The sequence below is a fragment of the Pseudomonas asiatica genome (assembly GCF_040214835.1).
GTDB lineage: Bacteria > Pseudomonadota > Gammaproteobacteria > Pseudomonadales > Pseudomonadaceae > Aquipseudomonas > Aquipseudomonas putida_Z.
Genome location: NZ_CP157874.1, coordinates 5,032,627 through 5,053,224, shown reverse-complemented (window position 1 = coordinate 5,053,224; position 20,598 = coordinate 5,032,627). Strand labels below are relative to the sequence as shown.

The following is a 20,598-nucleotide window of genomic DNA, read 5'->3' as shown; positions in this document are numbered from 1 at the left end:
GGTGGGTTGCCTGTGCCGGCCTCTTCGCGGGTGAACCCGCTCCCACAGGTAATGCGCTTTCCTCAGAGCGGGTTTACCCGCGAAAGGGCCGGGCCTGCCTCAGCGCAAATCAGCCTCTGGCACCGTGGTCCGCTGCGCAATCGCCTCGGGCCGCCACTGCCTGCGAGCTACCGCCAATACCTCCGCCGGCGTTGCCAGCAACAACTCCGGGTCTGCTTCCTGCCCCAGCGCCCGCAACGCCCGCAGCAACAGCGGTGTCGCCTGGTCCGCCTGCAGCGGCGGCGAGCGGTACGACTTGCCCAGCTTGTGCCCGTCCGGCTGCACGATCAGCGGAATATGCAGGTAACGCGGCTGCGAAAAGCCCAGCAACTCTTGCAGGTACAGCTGGCGCGGGGTGTTGTCGAGCAGGTCGGCCCCACGCACGATGTCGGTAACACCTTGCCAGGCATCGTCCAGTACCACCGCCAGCTGGTAGGCATACAGCCCGTCGCGGCGCTGGATGACGAAATCGCCCACTTCACGCCCCAGGTGCTGCTGGAACTCGCCCTGCACGCGGTCGGTAAAGCGGTAGATCAGCTCTGGCACGCGCAGGCGGATCGCCGCGCCTTCCCGAGCATGCCCGGCGTTGCGGCAAAGGCCCGGGTAGATGCCGTTGTAACCCTCAAGCTGCTTGCGCGAGCAGGTGCAGGCGTAGGCCAGGCCCATGTTGAACAGGCGGTCGACCACCGCGGCATAGGCATCGTGCCGCTGGCTCTGGAACACCACTTCGCCGTCCCACTCCAGGCCGTAGCGCTCCAGGGTCTGCAGGATCGCATCGCGAGCACCGGGCATTTCCCGAGGCGGGTCGGTGTCTTCCATGCGCAGCAGCCAGCGGCCGTTCACGGCGCGGGCATCGAGCCAGGAGGCGAGGGCTGCGACCAGCGAGCCGAAGTGCAGGAAGCCGCTGGGGGTGGGGGCGAAACGCCCGATGTAGCTTGATTCGGTCATGGTCAGGCTGGGCATATAAATGAAACGGGGCGCATGATGCGCCCCGTTCAGGTGGAAAGAAAGATCAGCCTTTGCCGACCGTCTTTTCCTTTTTCTCGGCGATTTCCTTGCAGTCGAAGCACAGGTCGGCGGTAGGGCGGGCCTCCAGGCGACGCAGGCCGATCTCGATGCCGCACGATTCGCACCAGCCGTACTCGTCGGCCTTGATCTTGTCGAGGGTCTTGTCGATTTTCTTGATCAGCTTGCGCTCGCGATCGCGGTTGCGCAGCTCCAGGGCGAATTCTTCTTCCTGGCTGGCACGGTCGGCCGGGTCGGGGAAGTTGGCTGCCTCGTCCTTCATGTGGTCCACAGTGCGGTCGACACTGTTCATCAGCTCTTGCTTCCAGGCGCCGAGAAGCTTGGTGAAGTGCTTTTTCATGGGCTCGCCCATGTACTCTTCACCCTTGGTTTCTACGTAGGGCTCGACACCGTACATGGTCTGGGCTTTTTGCTTTTCTACGGTGGACATGAATAGACCGCCTCTCACTCATCTGATCCAATGCGCAGGCTGCTCCATCTCCGGCACCCGCCGGCCCTGCGACTGCGAGCCGCCGAACTTACCAGATAGATCGGGGGTGCGCTACCCCGCCCGATCCTGGTAATTGACAGCGGCGCGAGCCGCACGTTCGGTGGCGTGCAGAGGTAGAATCTCCAGTTTAGACCCAATTGAGAGAAGGTCATGGCCCACCCCTACAGTGCGCGCAGCCGCGCCATCGAACCCTTCCACGTCATGGCGCTGCTGGCCCGGGCCAACGAGCTGCAGGCGGCCGGACACGACGTGATCCACCTGGAAATCGGCGAGCCGGACTTCACCACGGCCGCGCCCATCGTTGCCGCCGGCCAGGCAGCATTGGCCGCCGGGCACACCCGCTACACCGCCGCACGCGGCCTGCCGGCACTGCGCGAAGCCATTGCCGGGTTCTATGGCCAGCGTTACGGCCTGAGTGTCGACCCTGAACGCATCCTCATCACCCCGGGTGGCTCCGGTGCGCTGCTGCTGGCCAGCAGCTTGCTGGTAGACCCAGGCAAGCACTGGCTGCTGGCCGACCCAGGCTACCCGTGCAACCGCCACTTCCTGCGCCTGGTCGAGGGCGGGGCGCAGCTGGTGCCGGTGGGCCCGGACGTGAATTACCAGCTGACTGCCGACCTTGTCGACCGCTACTGGGACAAGGACACGGTCGGAGCCCTGGTCGCCTCGCCGGCCAACCCGACCGGCACCGTGCTGGGGCGTGACGAGCTGGCCGGCCTGTCCCGCGCCACCCGCGAACGGCATGGCCACCTGGTGGTGGACGAGATCTACCACGGGCTGACCTATGGCATGGACGCACCCAGCGTGCTGGAAGTGGACGACTCGGCATTCGTCCTGAATAGTTTTTCCAAGTATTTCGGCATGACCGGTTGGCGCCTCGGCTGGCTGGTGGCGCCTCCTGGCGCGGTGGCCGACCTGGAGAAGCTGGCACAAAACCTGTACATCAGTGCGCCCAGCATGGCCCAGCACGCCGCGCTGGCGTGTTTCCAGCCCGAGACCCTGGCCATTTTCGAGGAGCGCCGGGCCGAGTTCGCCCGCCGCCGCGACTACCTGTTGCCTGCCCTGCGCGAACTGGGCTTCCGCATTGCCGTCGAGCCGCAGGGGGCGTTCTACCTGTATGCCGACATCAGTGCCTTTGGCGGTGACGCGTTCGCCTTCTGCCGGCACTTCCTGGAGACCGAGCACCTGGCCTTTACCCCGGGCCTGGACTTCGGCCGTCACCTGGCCGGCCACCATGTGCGCTTTGCCTACACCCAAAGCCTGCCGCGCCTGGAAGAGGCGGTACAACGGATCGCCCGCGGTCTGCGGAGCTGGCAAGGCTGATGCAATTCCATCCCCCACTCGAACAGGGACGCCTGCTGCGCCGCTACAAACGCTTTCTGGCGGATATCGAACTGCCCGGCGGCGAACAGCTGACCATCCACTGCCCGAACACCGGTTCCATGCTCAACTGCATGCGAGAAGGCGGGCAGGTGTGGTTCAGCCGCTCCAACGACCCCAAGCGCAAGCTCCCGGGCACCTGGGAAATCAGCGAAACCCCGCAGGGTCGGCTGGCCTGTGTGAATACCGGGCGGGCCAATACGCTGGTCGAAGAGGCCCTGCGTGCGGGCATCATCGCCGAACTGGCCGGCTTCAGCGCTCTAAGGCGTGAAGTGGCCTACGGCGAGGAAGGCAGCCGCATCGACTTTCGTCTGGAATTCGACGGTGCCCCGGCCTATGTCGAGGTCAAGAGCGTGACCCTGGGCTACCCAGACAGCACGGTCGCGGCCTTCCCTGATGCGGTGACCCAGCGCGGTGCCAAACACTTGCGCGAGCTGGCGAAGCTGTCCAGGCAGGGCGTGCGGGCGGTGCAGCTGTATTGCGTGAACCTGACCGGTATCGACGCGGTGCGCCCGGCCGAGGAAATCGATGCGGCCTATGCCCAGGCCCTGCGCGCGGCGGTGGCGGACGGGGTGGAGGTGCTGGCCTACGGCACGCGCCTGGACGCCGAAGGCATCGTCATCGACCGCCGCCTGCCGGTGCTGCTTACCCCTTGAACCAGATGCCCTGGCTGTCCTCGTGGCAGCCCAGGGCCTGCAGTTGCTCGCCCTCGCACGGCCCGGCCACGCATTCGCCGCTTTCGATCAGGAACAGCGCGCCATGATGGGCGCAGTGAATCAGGCTGGCGCTGTCATCGAGAAACGCATCTTCCGCCCAGTTCAGCGGGATGCTGCGGTGCGGGCAACGATTGCGGTAGAGGTACACCTGGCCCTGGCGGCGTACGCCGAACAGTTCGATGCCGTCTACGCTGAAGGCGCGGCTTTGGCCTTCGGCCAGGCCGTGGGAGGTACAAAGGAAGTGCATGGCAAGGACGACTCGTGAAACAAGTGGTGGCTTGACGCGTCAATGCGAATAATTATCAAATTGCCCGCATTCGCTGCGCCCGGCTGCTTATGGTGCGCAGTTCCGTCGCCCGCCACAAGGCGCGCGGCCCGCCTGCAGAAGGAACCCGATGATGCGCCGTCCCGTCGCCTTGCTCGCCCTGTGCGCGAGCCTTGTGCTCTCCACCCAGGCCCCGGCGGCCGAGCTGCCGCAGCGTTGGGTCAGCGCTGGTGGTGCACTGAGCGAATGGATCAGCGCGCTGGGTGGTGAAGCGCGGTTGGTGGGGGTGGACACCACCAGCCAGCATCCGCCATCGCTGAAGTCACTGCCCAGTGTCGGCTACCAGCGGCAGCTGTCTGCGGAAGGCATTCTCAGCCTGCGCCCGGATGTGCTGGTGGGCACCGAGGAAATGGGGCCGCCACCGGTACTGGCGCAAATCCGCAAGGCTGGCGTGCGGGTCGAACTGTTCTCCAGCAAGGCCGAACTGGCGGCGGTGGATGAAAACCTCAAGCACCTGGGGCAGTTGCTGGGCGCAGAACAGCAGGCCGCGGTCTTGGCGTCGGGCTACCACCAGCAGCTCGATGCCTTGCAGGCCAAGGTCAGGCAGGCCCGGGCGGAGCAGAAGGCGCCAGGGGTGTTGCTGCTGGTCGGGCATGCCGGGGCCAAGCCGCTGATCGCCGGGCAGGGTACTGCCGGTGACTGGCTGCTGAGCCAGGCAGGCGGGCGCAACCTGGCAGAACATCAGGGCTACAAGAATTTCTCCAGCGAAGCACTGGCGGCGCTGGACCCGGATGTGATCGTGTTTTCCGACCGGGCGCTGGCCGATGAGCAGGCCTTGCAGGCGTTGCTGAAAGAAAACCCCGCGCTGGCGGCCTCGCGCGCCGTGCGCGAGAAACGCCTGGTATCGCTTGACCCGACGCTGTTGGTCGGCGGGCTCGGGCCACGCCTGCCGGCAACACTGCAGTTGCTTGCGGCCACCTTCTATCCGGCTGCCAAGGCCGGCCTCGCCCAATGAAACAGCGGGTCCAGCCACGCACGCTGTTCGTTTGCCTGAGCCTGTTGTGCCTGTTGGCGGTGTGGTTGTCTTTGGCCCTGGGGCCGGTCAGCCTGCCGCTATTCGATACCCTGCGTGTCGGCCTGCGCCTGCTGGGGCTGCCCGTTGCCGCCGACGGCCTGCAGCAGGCCGAGATGATCCTCGGCCAGATCCGCCTGCCGCGCACCTTGCTGGGGTTGGCGGTGGGCGCGGTGCTGGCGTTGTCCGGTGTGGCGATGCAGGGGCTGTTCCGTAACCCGCTGGCCGACCCTGGGCTGGTAGGGGTTGCCGCCGGGGCGGCGGTGGGCGCAGCGGTGGCCATCGTTGGCGGCAGTTGGCTGGGCGGCATGCCGGATGTGCTTGCCCCTTACCTGTTGTCGCTGTGTGCTTTCATCGGCGGGCTGGGCGTGACTGCGCTGGTCTATCGCCTGGGGCGGCGCGATGGCCAGACCAACGTCGCCACGATGCTGCTGGCCGGTGTGGCCATGACCGCGCTGGGTGGTGCTGCCGTGGGGTTGTTCTCCTACCTGGCCGACGACGCCACGCTGCGCACGCTGACGTTCTGGAACCTGGGCAGCCTCAATGGTGCCAGTTACCAGCGGCTGTGGCCGTTGCTGCTGGTGGCTGCGGGCGTGGCAGTGTGGCTGCCACGCCGGGCCAAGGCGTTGAATGCCATGCTGCTGGGTGAGTCGGAGGCGCGCCACCTGGGCATCGATGTGGAGCGGCTCAAGCGCGAGCTGGTGTTCTGCACGGCGCTGGGCGTGGGTGCGGCGGTGGCGGCTGCCGGGTTGATCGGTTTCATCGGCCTGGTGGTACCGCACCTGGTGCGCTTGCTGGCCGGGCCTGATCACCGTGTGGTGCTGCCAGCTTCCTTGTTGGCGGGCGGTGTGCTGATGCTGTTCGCCGATTTGGCGGCGCGGCTGCTGCTGGCGCCTGCCGAGCTGCCGATCGGCATCGTCACGGCCTTTATCGGTGCACCGTTTTTCCTGTTCCTGCTGATACGAGGGCGCAGCTGATGTTGCAAGCCGAGGGCCTGTTCTTGCGGCGGGGCAGCAACGAAGTGCTGCATGACATTCATTTGCAGCTGAGCCCGGGGCAGGTGGTGGGCGTGCTCGGCCCCAACGGTGCCGGCAAGAGCAGCCTGCTGGGTGTACTGTGTGGTGAGCTGGCGCCTGATCGCGGATGGGTGACGCTACAGGGCAGGCCGCTGGCCAACTGGGCCGGGCAGGAACGGGCCAGGCGCCTGGCGGTGTTGCCGCAGGTGTCTAGCCTGGGGTTCTCGTTCCGGGTCGAGGAAGTGGTGGGCATGGGGCGCATGCCCCATGGCACCGGGCAGCGGCGCGATGCGGAAATCGTCGAAGCGGCCTTGCGGGCGGCGGATGCCTGGCACCTGGTGGAGCGCAGTTACCTGGCGTTGTCTGGCGGCGAGCGGCAACGGGTGCACCTGGCTCGTGTACTGGCGCAGCTGTGGCCGGGCGAAGCGGGTAGCACGCTGCTGCTCGACGAGCCAACCTCGATGCTCGACCCGTTGCACCAGCACACCACCCTGGAAGCCGTGCGCCGCTTTGCCGACCGTGGCGCCGCGGTGCTGGTGATCCTGCATGACCTGAACCTGGCGGCGCGCTACTGTGACCGTATCCTGCTGCTGGAGCAGGGGCGCTGCCATGCCTTTGCCACACCTGAAGCAGTGCTGACGCCGGCGGCGTTGAGGGCGGTATATGGGATCGATGTACTGGTACAGGCGCACCCGGAGCGTGGGCATCCGCTGATCATCACCCGCTAACGCCGGCGCGATCTTTGTAGGGGCGGCCTTGTGTCGCGAAAGGGCTGCAGGGCAGCCCCGGCAATTTGTGCATCACTGCTGAAAATCTGGGGCCGCTTTGCGGCCCTTTCGCGACACAAGGCCGCTCCTACAAGGGCTCGTGCAGGCCATGAATGGAGGTACTGCCCATGCGACATCCGCTGCTGTCCGCTTTCTCGCTGTGCCTGGTGCTGGTACTGGGTGGCTGCCAGGCCAGCCTGCCACCGCTGCCCGCCTGGCAGAGCAGTGAGGGGCGCAGCCATGCCGAGCTGGGGCATATCGTCGATCTTGCCAATGGCCAGCTGATCAGCCCTGAGCAACTGGTGCAGCGCCTGTCTGCCGCCCCCCGGGTGCTGGTCGGCGAGAAGCACGACAACCCCGACCATCACGCACTGCAGCTGTGGCTGCTGCGCGCCCTGCAAGGCCAACGTGTGCAGGGCAGCCTGCTGCTGGAAATGCTGCAGCCCGAGCAGCAACCGCTGCTGGACAAGCTTGCGGGGCAACCTTTGCCGGCAGACCTGTCCAAGGCCCTGGCATGGCAGGACGGCTGGGATTGGCAGCTGTACGGGCCAATCGTGACTGAGGCTTTGCAGCAGCGGATGCCTGTGCTGGCCGCCAACCTCTCGCCCGGCGAGATGCGCCAGGCCTATCGACAGCCAGCTTCGTTACCGGGCGAACGCTCCAATGCGCCGATGGTCAAGGCCGCCTTGCTGGAGCATGTGCGTGCCGGGCATTGCGGGATGCTGCCAGAAAGCCAGTTGCCGGCGATGCTGGCCGTGCAGCAGCAGCGCGACCGGCGCATGGCCGAGCGCTTGCTGGCGGCGCCGCAGCCGGCACTGCTGCTGGCCGGGGCTTATCACGTGCGCAAGGACCTGGGTGTGCCGTTGCACCTGGCTGACCTGCAAGCGCAGGGGGAGAGCAAGGTACTGCGGTTGGCAGAGGTCGGTGAGCAGGTCGAGGCAGGCGAGGCTGATTTTGTGTGGTACACGGCAGCGATGCCGGAGCAGGACTATTGCGCGCAACTGCGGTGACAGGGCTGCAAAGAGGCAAAAAAAGACCCGGCAAATTGCCGGGTCAATAACCGTGATTAGCCTGATGAGGAGATAATCTGAGAGTCCGAACCAGGGGCTCTTAGCTTATCCAACCAGTCTCGCGACCAGTTGTGATAATCATAACGATTCTCATTTCGTCGTCAATCCCCTTCCTGAAATTATTTCTGATTTTTTTGCGCGGGGCTTTTCGCATCCAGTTGTTGGTTGAGCGCTTCTTTGCGCTCCAGCGGCAGATCGTTCCAGTGCATGTCCAGCAGGGCGCCTTCAATGGCATACAACAGCACCTTCGATGCGCGGAACCCTCGTGTCTTCACGGCCTGGTACGCACCCACCGCGCCCAGGCGGCGCAGATCCGATGCACTGTGGATGCCGGCTGCATGCAGCCACTGCGCAGAGGTCTTGCCAAGGTTCTTCAGATGCTGCAATTCATCGTTCATCGAGCCTCCTTGCGATGGCTGAACGGGGATTGGGGGATAAATCGCGAGCAGGTCAGAGAGGAGTGTAGCGGGGGATGGGAAATGCGCGGCCTTTTGCCATAGGGGGCGACGAGATGTCCTGTGCCGGCCTCTTCGCGGGTAAACCCGCTCCCACAAGGTTATCTGCAAGCCTCACGACTGACGCAGTACCTGTGGGAGCGGGTTCACCCGCGAATAGGCCGGCCCAGGAAAACGCTGACCTTACAGCCCAGGCAAGCGCTGGCGAATCTGCTCGATCACCTGGTCCATGCTCCCGGCACTCTGGGTATCGACGCGGGTGCTCTGCACCAGCTCTTGCGCACTCAGCGGCTCACGGCTGGCTTGCTGGGCCTTGACCACTTCCAGGGTGGCATCTGACGGGTCGGTGTTTTCTGCCCGGCGCTGCTCCAGCCAGCTGGCGATGACCGCATCCGGCGCATGGCAGTCGAGGATCAGGAATGGCACGCCGGTCTGGCTGGCGATGTCCGCCGCGGCCTGGCGCTGATCACGCTTGAGGTAGGTGGCATCCAGCACTACCGGGAAGCCGGCTCGCAGCACGGTCGCCGCCACCTCGTGCAGGCGCTGGTAGGTCGCGACACTGGCGTCCTGGTCATAGATGCCGGTACTTAGCTGGCCAGCGTCAGCCTGCTGCTGGTCGCCGAACAGGCGTTTGCGCTCCACATCCGAACGCACGCGGACGGCACCCAGGGCCTCGACCATGCGCATGGCGACGTGGCTTTTGCCCACTGCCGAAACACCGTGGGTAATGGCCAGCAGGCGCGACGGGATGGCGCTGTAGCTTTCTGCCAGGTTGGCATAGTTGCGGTAGGTGCGCAGGGTGGTGGCGCGCTGCACGCCATCGGCATCGGCTGGCATGCTGAACAGTGCAACCTTGGCCCGCACCAGCGCGCGGTAGGCTTTGTAGAAGTTGAGCAGTTCCAGGCCTTCGTAGTCGCCGGTCAGTTCCAGGTACTGGCTGATGAAGCGGCGGGCCAGGCATTTCAGGCCGCGGTCTTCCAGGTCCATGGCCAGGAAGCCGGTGTCGGCATACACGTCGGTCAGACGGAACGGTTCGTTGAACTCGATGCAGTCGAAGATCACCACCTTGCCGTCGATCAGGGTGGCGTTGCCCAGGTGGATGTCACCGTGGCATTCACGGATGAAACCATTGGCCTTGCGCTTTTCCAGCAGGCCATGCAGGCGCTCGAAGCTGCTGCGTGCCCAGGCCTGCAGGGCGTCGAGTTGCTGCAGGTCGGCCTTGTCGCTGAGGAACGGGCGAATCTGCTCGAAGTTCTGTTCCACCGGCGCCATCACGCTGTCCGGCGTGCCGAGCGGGTGCTCCACCGGAACGCGTGGGGCCTGCAGGTGGAACTCGGCGATCTGCCGGGCCATCTGGTCGATGTGCGCGGCGTTCAGTTCGCCATTGGCCTGCAGGGTGTTGAGCATCTGCCCCTGGGGGAACTGGCGCATCTTCAGCACGTACTCGATGGCTTCGCCTTCACCACCGATCTGCGGCGCGTCGACGCTACCGGTGATCGGCAACACTTCCAGGTACAGGCCGTCGGTCAGGCGCTGGTTCAGACGCAATTCTTCGTTACAGAAATGCTGGCGCTGGTCCAGGCTGGTGAAGTCGAGGAAGCCGAAGTTCATCGGCTTCTTGATCTTGTAGGCATACTCGCCAGTGAGCAGGACCCAGGAGATATGCGTCTCGATGAGCTGGAACCCATCCACGGGGTGAGGGTACAGGGCGGGGTTCTGCAACGCAGTGATAAGGGCTTGGCTCACGGGAAATCCTTCCGGGGGCAGGGAATTCGAATGCGCCATTATGGTCAATGGTGCCGTCCCTGCCTACCGCCGGGGGCGTCTGCCCAGCCTTTATAAAGTGCGTATAATCCGCCGCCATGACCCGAACCCGAAATCCCCGTACCCCTCAGAAACGCCCGACCGGCCGCTCCTGCGCCTGGCTGGGCTGGGCTTTGAAGCTCAGCCTGGTCGGCCTGGTGATCGTTGCCGGCTTCGCGGTTTACCTCGATGCTGTCGTCCAGGAAAAGTTTTCCGGCAAGCGCTGGACCATCCCGGCCAAGGTGTATGCCCGGCCGCTGGAGCTGTTCTCCGGCCAGAAGCTGAGCAAGAACGACTTCCTCACCGAGCTGGACGCGCTCGGCTACCGGCGTGAAAGCGCGGCCAACGGCCCGGGCGCGGCGGCAGTCAACGGCAACACCGTCGAGCTCAATACCCGCGGCTTCCAGTTTTACGAGGGCATGGAGCCGGCGCAGTTCGTGCGTGTGCGCTTCTCCGGCGATTACGTGGCGGGCCTTTCCGGCGCCAACGGCAAGACGCTCGACGTAGTGCGCCTGGAGCCGCTGATGATCGGTGGCATATACCCGAAAAACCTCGAAGACCGCATCCTGATCAAGATCGACCAGGTACCGCCGTACCTGCTCGAAACCCTGGTGGCGACGGAAGACCGCGATTTCTACAGCCACTTCGGGGTGTCGCCCAAGTCCATCGCCCGGGCCATGTGGGTCAACACCTCGGCAGGTTCCATGCGCCAGGGTGGCAGTACCCTGACCCAGCAGCTGGTGAAGAATTTCTACCTCACCAGCGAGCGCAGCCTCAGCCGCAAGCTGACCGAGGCGATGATGGCCGTACTGCTGGAGCTGCACTACGACAAGCGCGAGATCCTCGAGGCCTACCTCAACGAGGTGTTCGTCGGCCAGGATGGCCAGCGTGCGGTGCACGGCTTCGGCCTCGCCAGCCAGTTCTTCTTCAGCCAACCGCTGTCGGAGCTGAAACTGCACCAGATCGCCTTGCTGGTGGGCATGGTCAAGGGGCCGTCCTACTACAACCCGCGTCGCTATCCGGACCGCGCCCTGGCCCGCCGCAACCTGGTGCTCGACCTGGTGGCCGAGCAGGGCGTGGCCAGCCAGGCCGAAGTCGATGCAGCGAAGAAGATGCCGCTGGGCGTGACCAAGCGCGGCAGCCTGGCCGACAGCTCGTTCCCGGCATTCCTCGACCTGGTCAAGCGCCAGCTGCGCCAGGACTACCGCGATGAAGACTTGACCGAAGAAGGCCTGCGCATCTTCACCAGCTTCGACCCGATCCTGCAGATGAAGGCCGAAACCTCGATGAGCGAGACCTTCAAGCGCCTGGCAGGCCGCAAGGGGGCGGACGAGGTGGAGTCAGCGATGGTCGTGACCAACCCGGAAACCGGTGAAGTGCAGGCGCTGATCGGGAGCCGTCAGGCCGGTTTCGCCGGCTTCAACCGCGCCATCGATGCCGTGCGGCCGATCGGCTCGCTGGTCAAGCCGGCGGTTTACCTGACCGCGCTGGAGCAACCGACCAGGTACACCCTGACCAGCCTGGTTCAGGACGAGCCGTTCTCGGTCAAAGGTGCCGACGGCCAGGTCTGGCGCCCGCAAAACTACGACCGCCGCCCGCATGGCACCATCTACCTGTACCAGGGGCTGGCCAACTCCTACAACCTGTCGACTGCCAAGATCGGCCTGGATGTGGGCGTGCCCAACGTGATCAAGACCATTGGCAGGCTGGGTGTGAATGTCGACTGGCCAGCCTTCCCGGCCATGCTGCTGGGTGCCGGCGGCATGTCGCCGATGCAGGTCGCGACCATGTACCAGACCATCGCCAACGGCGGCTTCAACACCCCGATGCGCGGTATCCGCAGCGTGCTCACCGCCGAGGGCGAGCCGCTCAAGCGCTACCCGTTCCAGATCCAGCAAACCTTCGACCCGGGGGCCATCTACCTGGTGCAGAACGCCATGCAGCGGGTGATGCGCGAAGGCACCGGCCGCTCGGTGTACAACACTTTGCCGCGCAATCTCACCCTGGCGGGCAAGACCGGTACCAGTAACGATTCGCGCGACAGCTGGTTCTCCGGTTTCAGCCAGGACCTGCTGGCCGTGGTATGGATGGGCCGTGACGATAACGGCAAGACGCCATTTACCGGTGCCACAGGTGCCCTGCAGGTGTGGACCAGCTTCATGAAGAAGGCCGACCCGCTGCCGCTGGACATGCCGCAACCGGACAACGTGGTGCAGGCCTGGATCGACCCGTACAGTGGCCATGGGTCTGATGGCAGCTGTCCGGGAGCGGTGCAGATGCCGTATATTCGCGGCAGTGAACCGCCCGCCGGCGCGACCTGTGGCGGCGAGCAGGATCCAGTTGAATCGGTCATGGACTGGGTCAAGGGCTGGATGAATTAAGCACAGGCTGCATTGATGAGGTGTGACGTGAACAAGTGGCTGTTTCCTGCCGTGACGGCGCTGGCTGTGCTCCAGGGGTGCGCCAGCGTCCCGCGCGGCAATATTCCGGTGGTCGACTCGAGCACCCGGGTGTCCAACAGCGAACGCGTGACGGCCAATCGCTCTGCGGGTGGCTATAACGCGGGTACCGCGCAGGCTCAAACGCTGCCTGAAGACTCCGGCGTGACCGTGATGATCCCGCAGGGCGCTGGCGCTTCGGGCATCCAGACGTTCCCGGCGGCCAATGGCGCGGCGCCAATCAGCACCTCGCCGATTACCCCGGGGCCGATCACCCCAGGCCCAATTACCACTGGGCCGGTCAGTTCGGCACCAATGACCACCAATCCCAACCCGATCGCCGACGAACCCTTCGACATCGCGGCGATGAACAGCGCCCCGCAAAGCACCAGCGCGCCAACCGGTATTCCGCGTAGCGGTGCTGCTACCGGTGGCCTGTCGGCCGACGAGCAGCTGGACGGCCCGGTGCTGGCGCTGCTGACCACCGCGAAGACCCAGCAGGGCAGCGGTGACTTCAACGGTGCCGCATCGAGCCTGGAGCGTGCTCAGCGCATTGCCCCGCGCGAGCCGCAGGTACTGTACCGTCTGGCCCAGGTACGCCTGTCGCAAGGTGATGCACCGCAGGCCGAGCAGTTGGCGCGTCGTGCTTTGACTTACGCCAACGGCCGCCCGAGCCTGCAGGCCGAGCTGTGGAACACCATCGCCCAGGCCCGCGAGAAGCAGGGTGACAGCGCTGGTGCCGCACTGGCCCGGCAAAAGGCACGGGTCAATTCGTGATGATCGAGCAGCGCATTCTGGATGTTGCCGACCACCTGCTGCTGATCGAACGAGAGTTGCAGGTGCAAGGCTGGTGGGATGACGAGCCGCCAAGCGACGAGGCACTGGCCAGTACGGTGCCTTTCGCTGTCGATACCCTCAGTTTCGAGCAGTGGCTGCAATGGATCTTCCTGCCGCGCATGAAGATCATCATCGAACTGGGCCACCCGTTGCCCAACGCCTCCGGCATCCTGGTCATGGCCGAAACCGTGTTTACCGACCGGCCAGAGCAAAGTCGTGAGCTACGCCGCCTGTTGGCAGCATTTGACCAATTGATTGCTCCTTCCGCCTGATTTCTTCAGTTTTTCCTTCAAGGGCCGCAGATTGTGGCCCTTTTTTGTGGAAATCTTATTTATTCTGCTGCTGAAGCGATTTTTAGTGGTGGCAGGAATTCATCTTGGGGAAAAATTGGCAATAATTTTTCTTGACTTGTTGGCGCCGAATCAGAAGAATCCAATCTCCGCTGTAGAGGGACTGCCAGAAGCAGACCCGCTAAGCAGATCATGAGGCGCACACCCGCGCCGACCTGTTACACCCCGCAACGCGTTACCTCGCGCTGGGTGGGAAAACCCCGCAACACTCTGGGGCGCTCCCAATACTTGCTCAGTCAGTGCTGACGTTCGCTCATGCTCTGCTTGGCAGTAAACCTATTAAGACCCGTCCAGTGAGGGCGGTATTCTGGCGTTTTAGAGGTGAACAACGTGGAGCTTTTATCTGGCGCTGAGATGGTCGTCCGCTTTTTGCGTGACGAAGGCGTTAAGCACATCTACGGGTACCCTGGTGGTGCTCTCCTGCATGTTTACGACGCGCTGTTCAAGGAACCGGAAGTCGAGCACATCCTGGTTCGTCATGAGCAGGCAGCTACCCATATGGCGGACGGTTACGCCCGCGCCACCGGCAAGGCCGGCGTGGTGCTGGTAACCTCCGGCCCGGGCGCGACCAATGCCATTACCGGTATTGCCACCGCCTACATGGACTCGATTCCGATGGTCATCCTGTCCGGCCAGGTGCCTAGCACCATGGTGGGTACCGATGCCTTCCAGGAAACCGACATGATCGGTATTTCGCGGCCGATCGTGAAGCACAGCTTCATGATCAAACATGCCAGCGAAATCCCCGAAGTTCTGAAAAAAGCATTCTACCTGGCGCAATCCGGTCGCCCAGGTCCGGTCGTGGTCGACATTCCAAAAGATATGACCAACCCGGCCGAGAAGTTCGAATACGTCTACCCGAAAAAGGTCAAGCTGCGCTCCTACAGCCCGGCGGTACGCGGCCACTCCGGCCAGATCCGCAAGGCTGCCGAGATGCTGCTGGCGGCCAAGCGCCCGATCGTCTACTCCGGTGGCGGCGTGATCCTCGGTGGTGGCTCCGAAGCCCTGACCGAAATCGCCAAGTCGCTGAACCTGCCGGTCACCAATACCCTGATGGGTCTGGGTGGCTTCCCGGGTACCGACCGTCAGTTCCTCGGCATGCTCGGCATGCACGGCAGCTTCACTGCCAACATGGCCATGCACCATGCCGACGTCATCTTCGCCGTCGGTGCCCGTTTTGACGACCGCGTGGTCAACGGCCCGGCCAAGTTCTGCCCGAACGCCAAGATCATCCATATCGACATCGACCCGGCGTCGATCTCCAAGATGATCAAGGCCGACGTGCCGATCGTCGGCCCGGTCGACAGCGTGCTCAGCGAAATGCTCGGCATCCTCAAGGAAATCGGCGAGCAGCCTGACAAGGCGGCGCTGGATGCCTGGTGGAAGCAGATCGACGAATGGCGTGGCAATGGCGAGCTGTTCCCTTACGACAAGGGTGACGGCAATGTCATCAAACCGCAGAAAGTCATCGAGACCCTGTGCGAAGTGACCAATGGCGATGCCTTCGTCACCTCCGACGTGGGCCAGCACCAGATGTTCGCGGCGCAGTACTACCGCTTCAACAAGCCGAACCGCTGGATCAACTCCGGTGGCCTGGGCACCATGGGCTTCGGCTTCCCGGCGGCGATGGGCGTCAAGCTCAACTTCCCGGACCAGGACGTGGCCTGCGTGACCGGCGAAGGCAGCATCCAGATGAACATCCAGGAGCTGTCCACCTGCATGCAGTACGGCCTGCCGGTGAAGATCGTCAACCTGAACAACGGTGTGTTGGGCATGGTCCGCCAGTGGCAGGACATGGCCTACAACGGTCGTCACTCGCACTCGTACGTCGAGTCGCTGCCTGACTTCATCAAGCTGGCCGAGGCCTATGGCCATGTGGGTATCCGCATCACCAGCCTGAAGGACCTCAAGCCGAAGCTGGAAGAAGCGTTTGCGATGAAGGACCGCCTGGTGTTCATCGACATCGCAGTTGACCGCAGTGAGCACGTCTATCCGATGCAGATCAAGGATGGCTCGATGCGTGACATGTGGCTGAGCAAGACGGAGCGTACCTGATATGCGGCACATCATCTCCCTGCTGCTGGAAAACGAACCAGGTGCGTTGTCCCGCGTGGTCGGCCTGTTCTCCCAGCGTAACTACAACATTGAAAGCCTGACCGTGGCGCCGACCGAAGACCCGACCCTGTCGCGTCTGACGCTGACCACCGTTGGCCATGACGAAGTGATCGAACAGATCACCAAGAACCTGAACAAGCTGGTCGAAGTGGTCAAGCTCGTCGACCTGTCGGAAAGCGCTCACATCGAGCGTGAACTGATGCTGGTCAAGGTCAAGGCCACCGGTGCCCAGCGCGCCGAGATCAAGCGCACCACGGATATCTTCCGTGGCCAGATCGTCGATGTGACCGCCAGCGTGTACACCGTGCAGCTGAGCGGCACCAGCGACAAACTGGACAGCTTCATCCAGGCGATCGGCACTGCATCGATTCTCGAAACCGTGCGCAGCGGCGTTACCGGCATTGCCCGTGGCGACAAAGTGCTCAGCATCTAAATTCAAAAATTAGCGATGGCTCCGCAGGGGCCGAGATATAACCAGGGGTATTTTCATGAAAGTTTTCTACGATAAAGACTGCGACCTTTCCATCATCCAGGGTAAGAAAGTCGCCATCATCGGTTACGGTTCCCAGGGCCACGCTCAGGCGTGCAACCTGAAGGACTCCGGTGTAGATGTCACCATCGGTCTGCGTAAAGGTTCGGCCACCGTTGCCAAGGCAGAAGCCCATGGCCTGAAAGTGACCGACGTTGCCTCTGCCGTCGCTGCTGCCGACCTGGTCATGATCCTGACCCCGGACGAGTTCCAGGGCCAACTGTACAAGCAGGAAATCGAGCCGAACATCAAGAAGGGCGCTACCCTGGCCTTCTCCCATGGCTTCTCGATCCACTACAACCAGGTTGTTCCACGTGCCGACCTCGACGTGATCATGATCGCGCCGAAGGCCCCGGGCCACACCGTTCGCTCCGAGTTCGTCAAGGGCGGCGGTATCCCTGACCTGATCGCCATCTACCAGGACGCCTCCGGCAACGCCAAGAATGTTGCCCTGTCGTACGCTTCGGGCGTAGGCGGCGGCCGTACCGGCATCATCGAAACCACCTTCAAGGACGAGACCGAAACCGACCTGTTCGGTGAGCAGGCTGTTCTGTGCGGCGGTACCGTAGAGCTGGTCAAGGCCGGTTTCGAAACCCTGGTCGAAGCTGGCTACGCGCCGGAAATGGCCTACTTCGAGTGCCTGCACGAACTGAAGCTGATCGTTGACCTCATGTACGAAGGCGGCATCGCCAACATGAACTACTCGATCTCCAACAACGCCGAGTACGGTGAGTACGTAACCGGTCCGGAAGTCATCAACGAAGAATCCCGCAAGGCCATGCGCAACGCCCTGAAGCGCATCCAGGACGGCGAGTACGCGAAGATGTTCATCTCCGAAGGTGCTACCAACTACCCATCGATGACCGCCAAGCGCCGCAACAACGCCGCTCACGGCATCGAAATCATCGGCGAGCAACTGCGCTCGATGATGCCGTGGATCTCGGCTAACAAAATCGTCGACAAGACCAAGAACTAAGTCTTATCGAAAGATGAAAAACGCGGCTTCGGCCGCGTTTTTTCGTTCTGACAGTCAGCTTCTGGTATAAAGCAGACCAGTGGCCTGCCGTCAGAACCTGTTTTGCAGGCCCGTGTCGAACATTTTCCATCCTGTTGCAAGGTACCCTCCATGAGCGAACGTCCCGAAGAGCCGAACAAGCCCTCCGACGCCGAAAGCCTGCTACCTGTCGATGAGCACGTTGAAGAAGGGCATGACGCCGAAGGGCGCAAGGTGCGCCATCGCGGCATCTACCTGCTGCCCAACCTGTTTACCACCGCCAACCTGTTTGCCGGTTTCTATTCCATCATCAGCTCGATGAGCGCGCAGAGCGCCCTGAGCGCCGGTGACCCGCGCGAGGCGAGCAAGTACTTTGCCTTCGCTGCCATCGCCATCTTCGTGGCCATGGTGCTCGACGGCCTCGATGGCCGTGTCGCGCGCATGACCAACACCCAGAGCGCCTTTGGTGCCGAGTACGACTCGCTGTCGGACATGGTCGCCTTCGGTGTGGCTCCGGCCTTGCTGGCCTTTGGCTGGGCGCTGGGCGACATGGGCAAGGTCGGCTGGATGGTCGCCTTCATCTATGTGGCCGGTGCAGCACTGCGCCTGGCACGCTTCAATACCCAGGTCGGCACCGCCGACAAGCGCTACTTCATCGGCCTGGCCAGCCCGGCTGCCGCGGGCGTGGTCGCGGGTACCGTGTGGGCGTTCAGCGACTACGGCATCCAGGGCTCCAAGCTGTCGTTCCTGGTGGCGCTGCTGGTGGCTGCTGCCGGCATGCTGATGGTCAGCAACATCAAGTACAACAGCTTCAAGGAGCTGGACCTCAAGGGACGTGTGCCGTTCGTGGCTATCCTGGCCGTGGTGCTGGTGTTTGCCGTGGTGTTCAGCGACCCGCCGCGTATCTTGCTGCTGATCTTCCTCGCCTATGCGGCTTCGGGGCCGATCCAGTTCCTGCTCAAGGCACGCCGTCGCAAAGCGTGACAATCATTTAATGCAGGAATAACCCGCCGGCTCCATAGTCTTACTGGTACATCCGTTATCCAGTGCTGTGGAGCCGCTCATGCTCATCAAGCTTCCCAGGTCTTCCGAGTGCAAGGCGTCGGAGATCACCCCCGAAGGCATCTACCTCTCCCGTCGTACCCTGCTGGGTGGCTCGTTGGCCGGCCTGGCCCTGGGTGCCTTGCCGAGCATGGCGCGCGCGGCTGAAGCCAGCCGTTACGCCGATGTCGAGGCGGGCAGGGCGCCTGGCTGGTTCAGTGAAAAGCTCGCGGCCACTCGATGGCAGGCAGTAACGGTAAAGGGTGAGGCAATCACGCCGTTCAAGGATGCCACCCACTACAACAACTTCTACGAGTTCGGGCCCGACAAGGGTGACCCGGCGGCCAATGGCGACAGCCTGAAAACCGAACCGTGGAGCGTTGTGGTCGATGGCGAAGTGGGCAAGCCCGGGCGCTATGCACTGGAAGACTTCGTCAAACCGTACCAGCTTGAGGAGCGCATCTACCGGCTGCGTTGCGTGGAGGCGTGGTCGATGGTCATTCCGTGGCTGGGCTTCCCGTTGGCGCAGGTGCTCAAGCAGGTCGAGCCGACGTCCAAGGCGCGCTATGTGCGCTTCGAAACCCTGAAAGACCCGGAGCACATGCCGGGGCAGCGTTCGGGGTTCGCCTTGATCGACTGGCCTTATAGAGAAGGCTTGCGTCTGGATGAGGCGATGCATCCTTTGGCGATCCTGGCGGTCGGCATGTATGGCCGGGAGCTGCCCAACCAGAATGGCGCGCCGTTGCGGCTGGTGGTGCCGTGGAAGTATGGCTTCAAGAGCATCAAGTCGATCGTGCGTATCAGCCTGGTGGCCGAGCAACCGGGCACCACCTGGGAAGGGCTGGCGCCGGATGAATATGGGTTCTATGCCAATGTGAACCCGATGGTCGACCACCCCCGCTGGAGCCAGGCGCGTGAACGGCGGCTGCCCAGCGGGCTGTTCAGTCCCAATGTGCGGGAAACCCAGATGTTCAATGGCTATTCCGATGAAGTGGCGTCGCTGTATACCGGGCTTGACCTGCGGAAGAACTATTGATGCGTTACCCCTGGTTTCGTCTGGCCATCTTCATCGTGGGGTGCCTGTTCCCGGTCTGGTGGTTGTATGAGGCGGCGATGAATCTGCTAGGGCCTGACCCTGGAAAGATCATGATGGACCGGCTTGGGCTCGGGGCGCTGACCTTCCTGCTGGTTACCTTGGGCATGACGCCGCTGCAGAAGCTGACGGGATGGTCGGGCTGGATCGTGGTGCGCCGGCAGCTGGGGTTATGGGTGTTTGCCTATATCGTGCTGCACATCCTGGCTTACCTGTTCTTTATCCTTGGGCTGGACTGGGGGCAGTTGGCGGTTGAGTTGCGCAAGCGGCCTTACATTATTGTGGGTGCGCTTGGGTTTCTTGGGCTGCTGGCCCTGGCGGTTACCTCGAATCGGTATAGCCAGCGACGGTTGGGTGCGCGTTGGAAGAAGCTGCACCGGTTGGTGTACGTGATACTTGGGTTGGGGTTGCTGCATTTCTTGTGGATCGTGCGCTCGGATCTGCGGGAGTGGGCGATCTATGCGGTTATTGGGGCTGTGTTGATGGTGTTGCGGGTTCCCGCGGTTTCGCGGGTGCTGCCCAGGGCTGGTCGGAGGCAGGGGAGGGCGGTTTGAGGGTTGGGTGGGGCTGCCAGGGGCCTGTCTTGGGATGGCATTGGCTTTGAGATGTGTCTGTCTTGGGGTTTCTGGCGCCTGTGAGATCGAGCGCCGCCCGCGCGGCGCTTCGCGGGGCAAGCCCGCTCCCACATTTGTTGCAACGTGCCGAACCTGTCGGGCCATGGTTGCCCGCCTTCGTGCTCGTCTTGAAGCAGGTGGGGCGGCATCAATGCCCACGAGATCCAGCAATGCCAACAAGGCTGACAACCATGCCCTCACAGGCATGGCCACGTTGCAACAAATGTGGGAGCGGGCTTGCCCCGCGAAGCGCCGCGCGGGCGGCGCTCGATCTCATAGGCGCAGAAGGTGTTGCGGCGAGCACCTGGTGGCCTTGATAAGGTCTTCGCCTGGAATATTTCAAATAAATGAAATTAAAGGTTGACGCCCTCTCGAATCCCCTTATAATGCGCCCCACTTCCAGCGACAACGGAACGACAAACTCCTTGAGATTCAATGAGTTAGATAGTTGAGGCGAAGTTGGAATGGCTACGATCGAATGATCGGCA

Annotated in this window: 20 protein-coding genes; 15 read left to right on the top strand and 5 right to left on the bottom strand. The window is 63.2% G+C overall.

Annotated features, from left to right (window positions below; all coding sequences use genetic code 11):
* Window positions 1-99: 99 nt before the first annotated feature.
* Both gluQRS and dksA read right to left on the bottom strand, forming a co-directional pair.
* Window positions 100-987 (bottom strand): tRNA glutamyl-Q(34) synthetase GluQRS, encoded by an 888-nt coding sequence (gluQRS, locus tag ABNP31_RS22555; RefSeq protein WP_238066947.1) that lies wholly within the window; start codon window positions 985-987, stop codon window positions 100-102.
* 64 nt (window positions 988-1,051) lie between these two features.
* On the bottom strand, window positions 1,052-1,495 hold the full coding sequence (gene dksA / locus ABNP31_RS22550; RefSeq protein ID WP_025340685.1) for an RNA polymerase-binding protein DksA: 444 nt from the start codon (window positions 1,493-1,495) through the stop codon (window positions 1,052-1,054).
* A 210-nt stretch (window positions 1,496-1,705) separates the two neighbouring features.
* Here dksA and ABNP31_RS22545 point away from each other — a divergent pair, with 210 nt between their 5' ends.
* Together ABNP31_RS22545 and sfsA are read left to right on the top strand one after the other, a co-directional pair.
* Window positions 1,706-2,878, top strand: a complete 1,173-nt coding sequence (locus ABNP31_RS22545; protein WP_075046415.1) for a pyridoxal phosphate-dependent aminotransferase — start codon at window positions 1,706-1,708, stop codon at window positions 2,876-2,878.
* The gene (gene sfsA / locus ABNP31_RS22540; protein WP_085663619.1) at window positions 2,878-3,591 is read left to right on the top strand and encodes a DNA/RNA nuclease SfsA; all 714 of its coding nucleotides are present in this window, start codon (window positions 2,878-2,880) and stop codon (window positions 3,589-3,591) included. The genes ABNP31_RS22545 and sfsA overlap by 1 nt, the downstream gene beginning before the upstream one ends.
* Here the strand turns inward: sfsA and ABNP31_RS22535 are convergent.
* A complete protein-coding gene (locus ABNP31_RS22535; RefSeq protein ID WP_025340682.1) occupies window positions 3,581-3,898 on the bottom strand; it encodes a Rieske (2Fe-2S) protein in 318 nt (105 codons plus the stop codon). The two genes, sfsA and ABNP31_RS22535, sit on opposite strands and share 11 nt — an antisense overlap.
* A 148-nt stretch (window positions 3,899-4,046) precedes the next feature.
* Here ABNP31_RS22535 and ABNP31_RS22530 point away from each other — a divergent pair, with 148 nt between their 5' ends.
* From ABNP31_RS22530 to ABNP31_RS22515, 4 genes are all read left to right on the top strand, one after another.
* Window positions 4,047-4,931: a heme/hemin ABC transporter substrate-binding protein gene (locus ABNP31_RS22530; RefSeq protein ID WP_350012782.1), complete on the top strand. Its 885-nt coding sequence runs from the start codon at window positions 4,047-4,049 to the stop codon at window positions 4,929-4,931.
* Window positions 4,932-4,981: 50 nt separating this feature from the next.
* On the top strand, window positions 4,982-5,965 hold the full coding sequence (locus ABNP31_RS22525) for a FecCD family ABC transporter permease (protein WP_350013430.1): 984 nt from the start codon (window positions 4,982-4,984) through the stop codon (window positions 5,963-5,965).
* Window positions 5,965-6,732: a heme ABC transporter ATP-binding protein gene (locus ABNP31_RS22520; RefSeq protein ID WP_350012781.1), complete on the top strand. Its 768-nt coding sequence runs from the start codon at window positions 5,965-5,967 to the stop codon at window positions 6,730-6,732. Before ABNP31_RS22525 ends, ABNP31_RS22520 begins: the two co-directional genes overlap by 1 nt.
* Window positions 6,733-6,899: 167 nt before the next feature.
* Window positions 6,900-7,781, top strand: a complete 882-nt coding sequence (locus ABNP31_RS22515; RefSeq protein ID WP_238066945.1) for a ChaN family lipoprotein — start codon at window positions 6,900-6,902, stop codon at window positions 7,779-7,781.
* Between the two features lie 179 nt (window positions 7,782-7,960).
* Here the strand turns inward: ABNP31_RS22515 and ABNP31_RS22510 are convergent, their stop codons facing one another.
* On the bottom strand, window positions 7,961-8,239 hold the full coding sequence (locus ABNP31_RS22510) for a TfoX/Sxy family protein (RefSeq protein WP_013974260.1): 279 nt from the start codon (window positions 8,237-8,239) through the stop codon (window positions 7,961-7,963).
* A gap of 240 nt (window positions 8,240-8,479) precedes the next feature.
* Entirely contained in the window at window positions 8,480-10,042 is a 1,563-nt protein-coding gene (locus ABNP31_RS22505; protein ID WP_085663624.1) for an AAA family ATPase, read from the bottom strand.
* A gap of 116 nt (window positions 10,043-10,158) precedes the next feature.
* Here ABNP31_RS22505 and mrcB point away from each other — a divergent pair, with 116 nt between their 5' ends.
* From mrcB to msrQ, 9 genes are all read left to right on the top strand, one after another.
* Window positions 10,159-12,480: a penicillin-binding protein 1B gene (gene mrcB / locus ABNP31_RS22500; RefSeq protein WP_350012780.1), complete on the top strand. Its 2,322-nt coding sequence runs from the start codon at window positions 10,159-10,161 to the stop codon at window positions 12,478-12,480.
* 15 nt (window positions 12,481-12,495) lie between these two features.
* On the top strand, window positions 12,496-13,314 hold the full coding sequence (locus ABNP31_RS22495) for a tetratricopeptide repeat protein (protein ID WP_085663625.1): 819 nt from the start codon (window positions 12,496-12,498) through the stop codon (window positions 13,312-13,314).
* The gene (locus tag ABNP31_RS22490) at window positions 13,314-13,646 is read left to right on the top strand and encodes a YqcC family protein (protein ID WP_031324603.1); all 333 of its coding nucleotides are present in this window, start codon (window positions 13,314-13,316) and stop codon (window positions 13,644-13,646) included. Before ABNP31_RS22495 ends, ABNP31_RS22490 begins: the two co-directional genes overlap by 1 nt.
* A 408-nt stretch (window positions 13,647-14,054) precedes the next feature.
* Complete coding sequence (locus ABNP31_RS22485; RefSeq protein ID WP_015271834.1) at window positions 14,055-15,779, top strand: acetolactate synthase 3 large subunit; 1,725 nt, start codon at window positions 14,055-14,057, stop codon at window positions 15,777-15,779.
* Between the two features lies 1 nt (window position 15,780).
* A complete protein-coding gene (gene ilvN, locus ABNP31_RS22480; RefSeq protein WP_003250040.1) occupies window positions 15,781-16,272 on the top strand; it encodes an acetolactate synthase small subunit in 492 nt (163 codons plus the stop codon).
* A gap of 55 nt (window positions 16,273-16,327) precedes the next feature.
* Entirely contained in the window at window positions 16,328-17,344 is a 1,017-nt protein-coding gene (gene ilvC, locus ABNP31_RS22475) for a ketol-acid reductoisomerase (protein WP_013974255.1), read from the top strand.
* A gap of 150 nt (window positions 17,345-17,494) precedes the next feature.
* Window positions 17,495-18,346 (top strand): CDP-diacylglycerol--serine O-phosphatidyltransferase, encoded by an 852-nt coding sequence (gene pssA, locus ABNP31_RS22470; RefSeq protein WP_003250045.1) that lies wholly within the window; start codon window positions 17,495-17,497, stop codon window positions 18,344-18,346.
* 79 nt (window positions 18,347-18,425) lie between these two features.
* Entirely contained in the window at window positions 18,426-19,439 is a 1,014-nt protein-coding gene (msrP, locus tag ABNP31_RS22465; RefSeq protein ID WP_350012779.1) for a protein-methionine-sulfoxide reductase catalytic subunit MsrP, read from the top strand.
* The gene (gene msrQ, locus ABNP31_RS22460; RefSeq protein WP_350012778.1) at window positions 19,439-20,050 is read left to right on the top strand and encodes a protein-methionine-sulfoxide reductase heme-binding subunit MsrQ; all 612 of its coding nucleotides are present in this window, start codon (window positions 19,439-19,441) and stop codon (window positions 20,048-20,050) included. Before msrP ends, msrQ begins: the two co-directional genes overlap by 1 nt.
* Window positions 20,051-20,598 lie beyond the last annotated feature (548 nt).

Bases quoted from the DNA above. Each gene is read 5' to 3' on its own strand.
- msrP (WP_350012779.1), top strand. From the start codon at position 18,426: ATGCTCATCAAGCTTCCCAGGTCTTCCGAGTGCAAGGCGTCGGAGATC.
- ABNP31_RS22495 (WP_085663625.1), top strand. From the start codon at position 12,496: ATGAGGTGTGACGTGAACAAGTGGCTGTTTCCTGCCGTGACGGCGCTG.
- sfsA (WP_085663619.1), top strand. From the start codon at position 2,878: ATGCAATTCCATCCCCCACTCGAACAGGGACGCCTGCTGCGCCGCTAC.
- ilvN (WP_003250040.1), top strand. From the start codon at position 15,781: ATGCGGCACATCATCTCCCTGCTGCTGGAAAACGAACCAGGTGCGTTG.
- ABNP31_RS22520 (WP_350012781.1), top strand. From the start codon at position 5,965: ATGTTGCAAGCCGAGGGCCTGTTCTTGCGGCGGGGCAGCAACGAAGTG.
- ABNP31_RS22545 (WP_075046415.1), top strand. From the start codon at position 1,706: ATGGCCCACCCCTACAGTGCGCGCAGCCGCGCCATCGAACCCTTCCAC.
- ABNP31_RS22510 (WP_013974260.1), bottom strand. From the start codon at position 8,239: ATGAACGATGAATTGCAGCATCTGAAGAACCTTGGCAAGACCTCTGCG.
- dksA (WP_025340685.1), bottom strand. From the start codon at position 1,495: ATGTCCACCGTAGAAAAGCAAAAAGCCCAGACCATGTACGGTGTCGAG.
- ABNP31_RS22515 (WP_238066945.1), top strand. From the start codon at position 6,900: ATGCGACATCCGCTGCTGTCCGCTTTCTCGCTGTGCCTGGTGCTGGTA.
- ABNP31_RS22535 (WP_025340682.1), bottom strand. From the start codon at position 3,898: ATGCACTTCCTTTGTACCTCCCACGGCCTGGCCGAAGGCCAAAGCCGC.
- gluQRS (WP_238066947.1), bottom strand. From the start codon at position 987: ATGACCGAATCAAGCTACATCGGGCGTTTCGCCCCCACCCCCAGCGGC.
- mrcB (WP_350012780.1), top strand. From the start codon at position 10,159: ATGACCCGAACCCGAAATCCCCGTACCCCTCAGAAACGCCCGACCGGC.
- ABNP31_RS22530 (WP_350012782.1), top strand. From the start codon at position 4,047: ATGATGCGCCGTCCCGTCGCCTTGCTCGCCCTGTGCGCGAGCCTTGTG.
- ABNP31_RS22490 (WP_031324603.1), top strand. From the start codon at position 13,314: ATGATCGAGCAGCGCATTCTGGATGTTGCCGACCACCTGCTGCTGATC.
- ilvC (WP_013974255.1), top strand. From the start codon at position 16,328: ATGAAAGTTTTCTACGATAAAGACTGCGACCTTTCCATCATCCAGGGT.
- msrQ (WP_350012778.1), top strand. From the start codon at position 19,439: ATGCGTTACCCCTGGTTTCGTCTGGCCATCTTCATCGTGGGGTGCCTG.
- pssA (WP_003250045.1), top strand. From the start codon at position 17,495: ATGAGCGAACGTCCCGAAGAGCCGAACAAGCCCTCCGACGCCGAAAGC.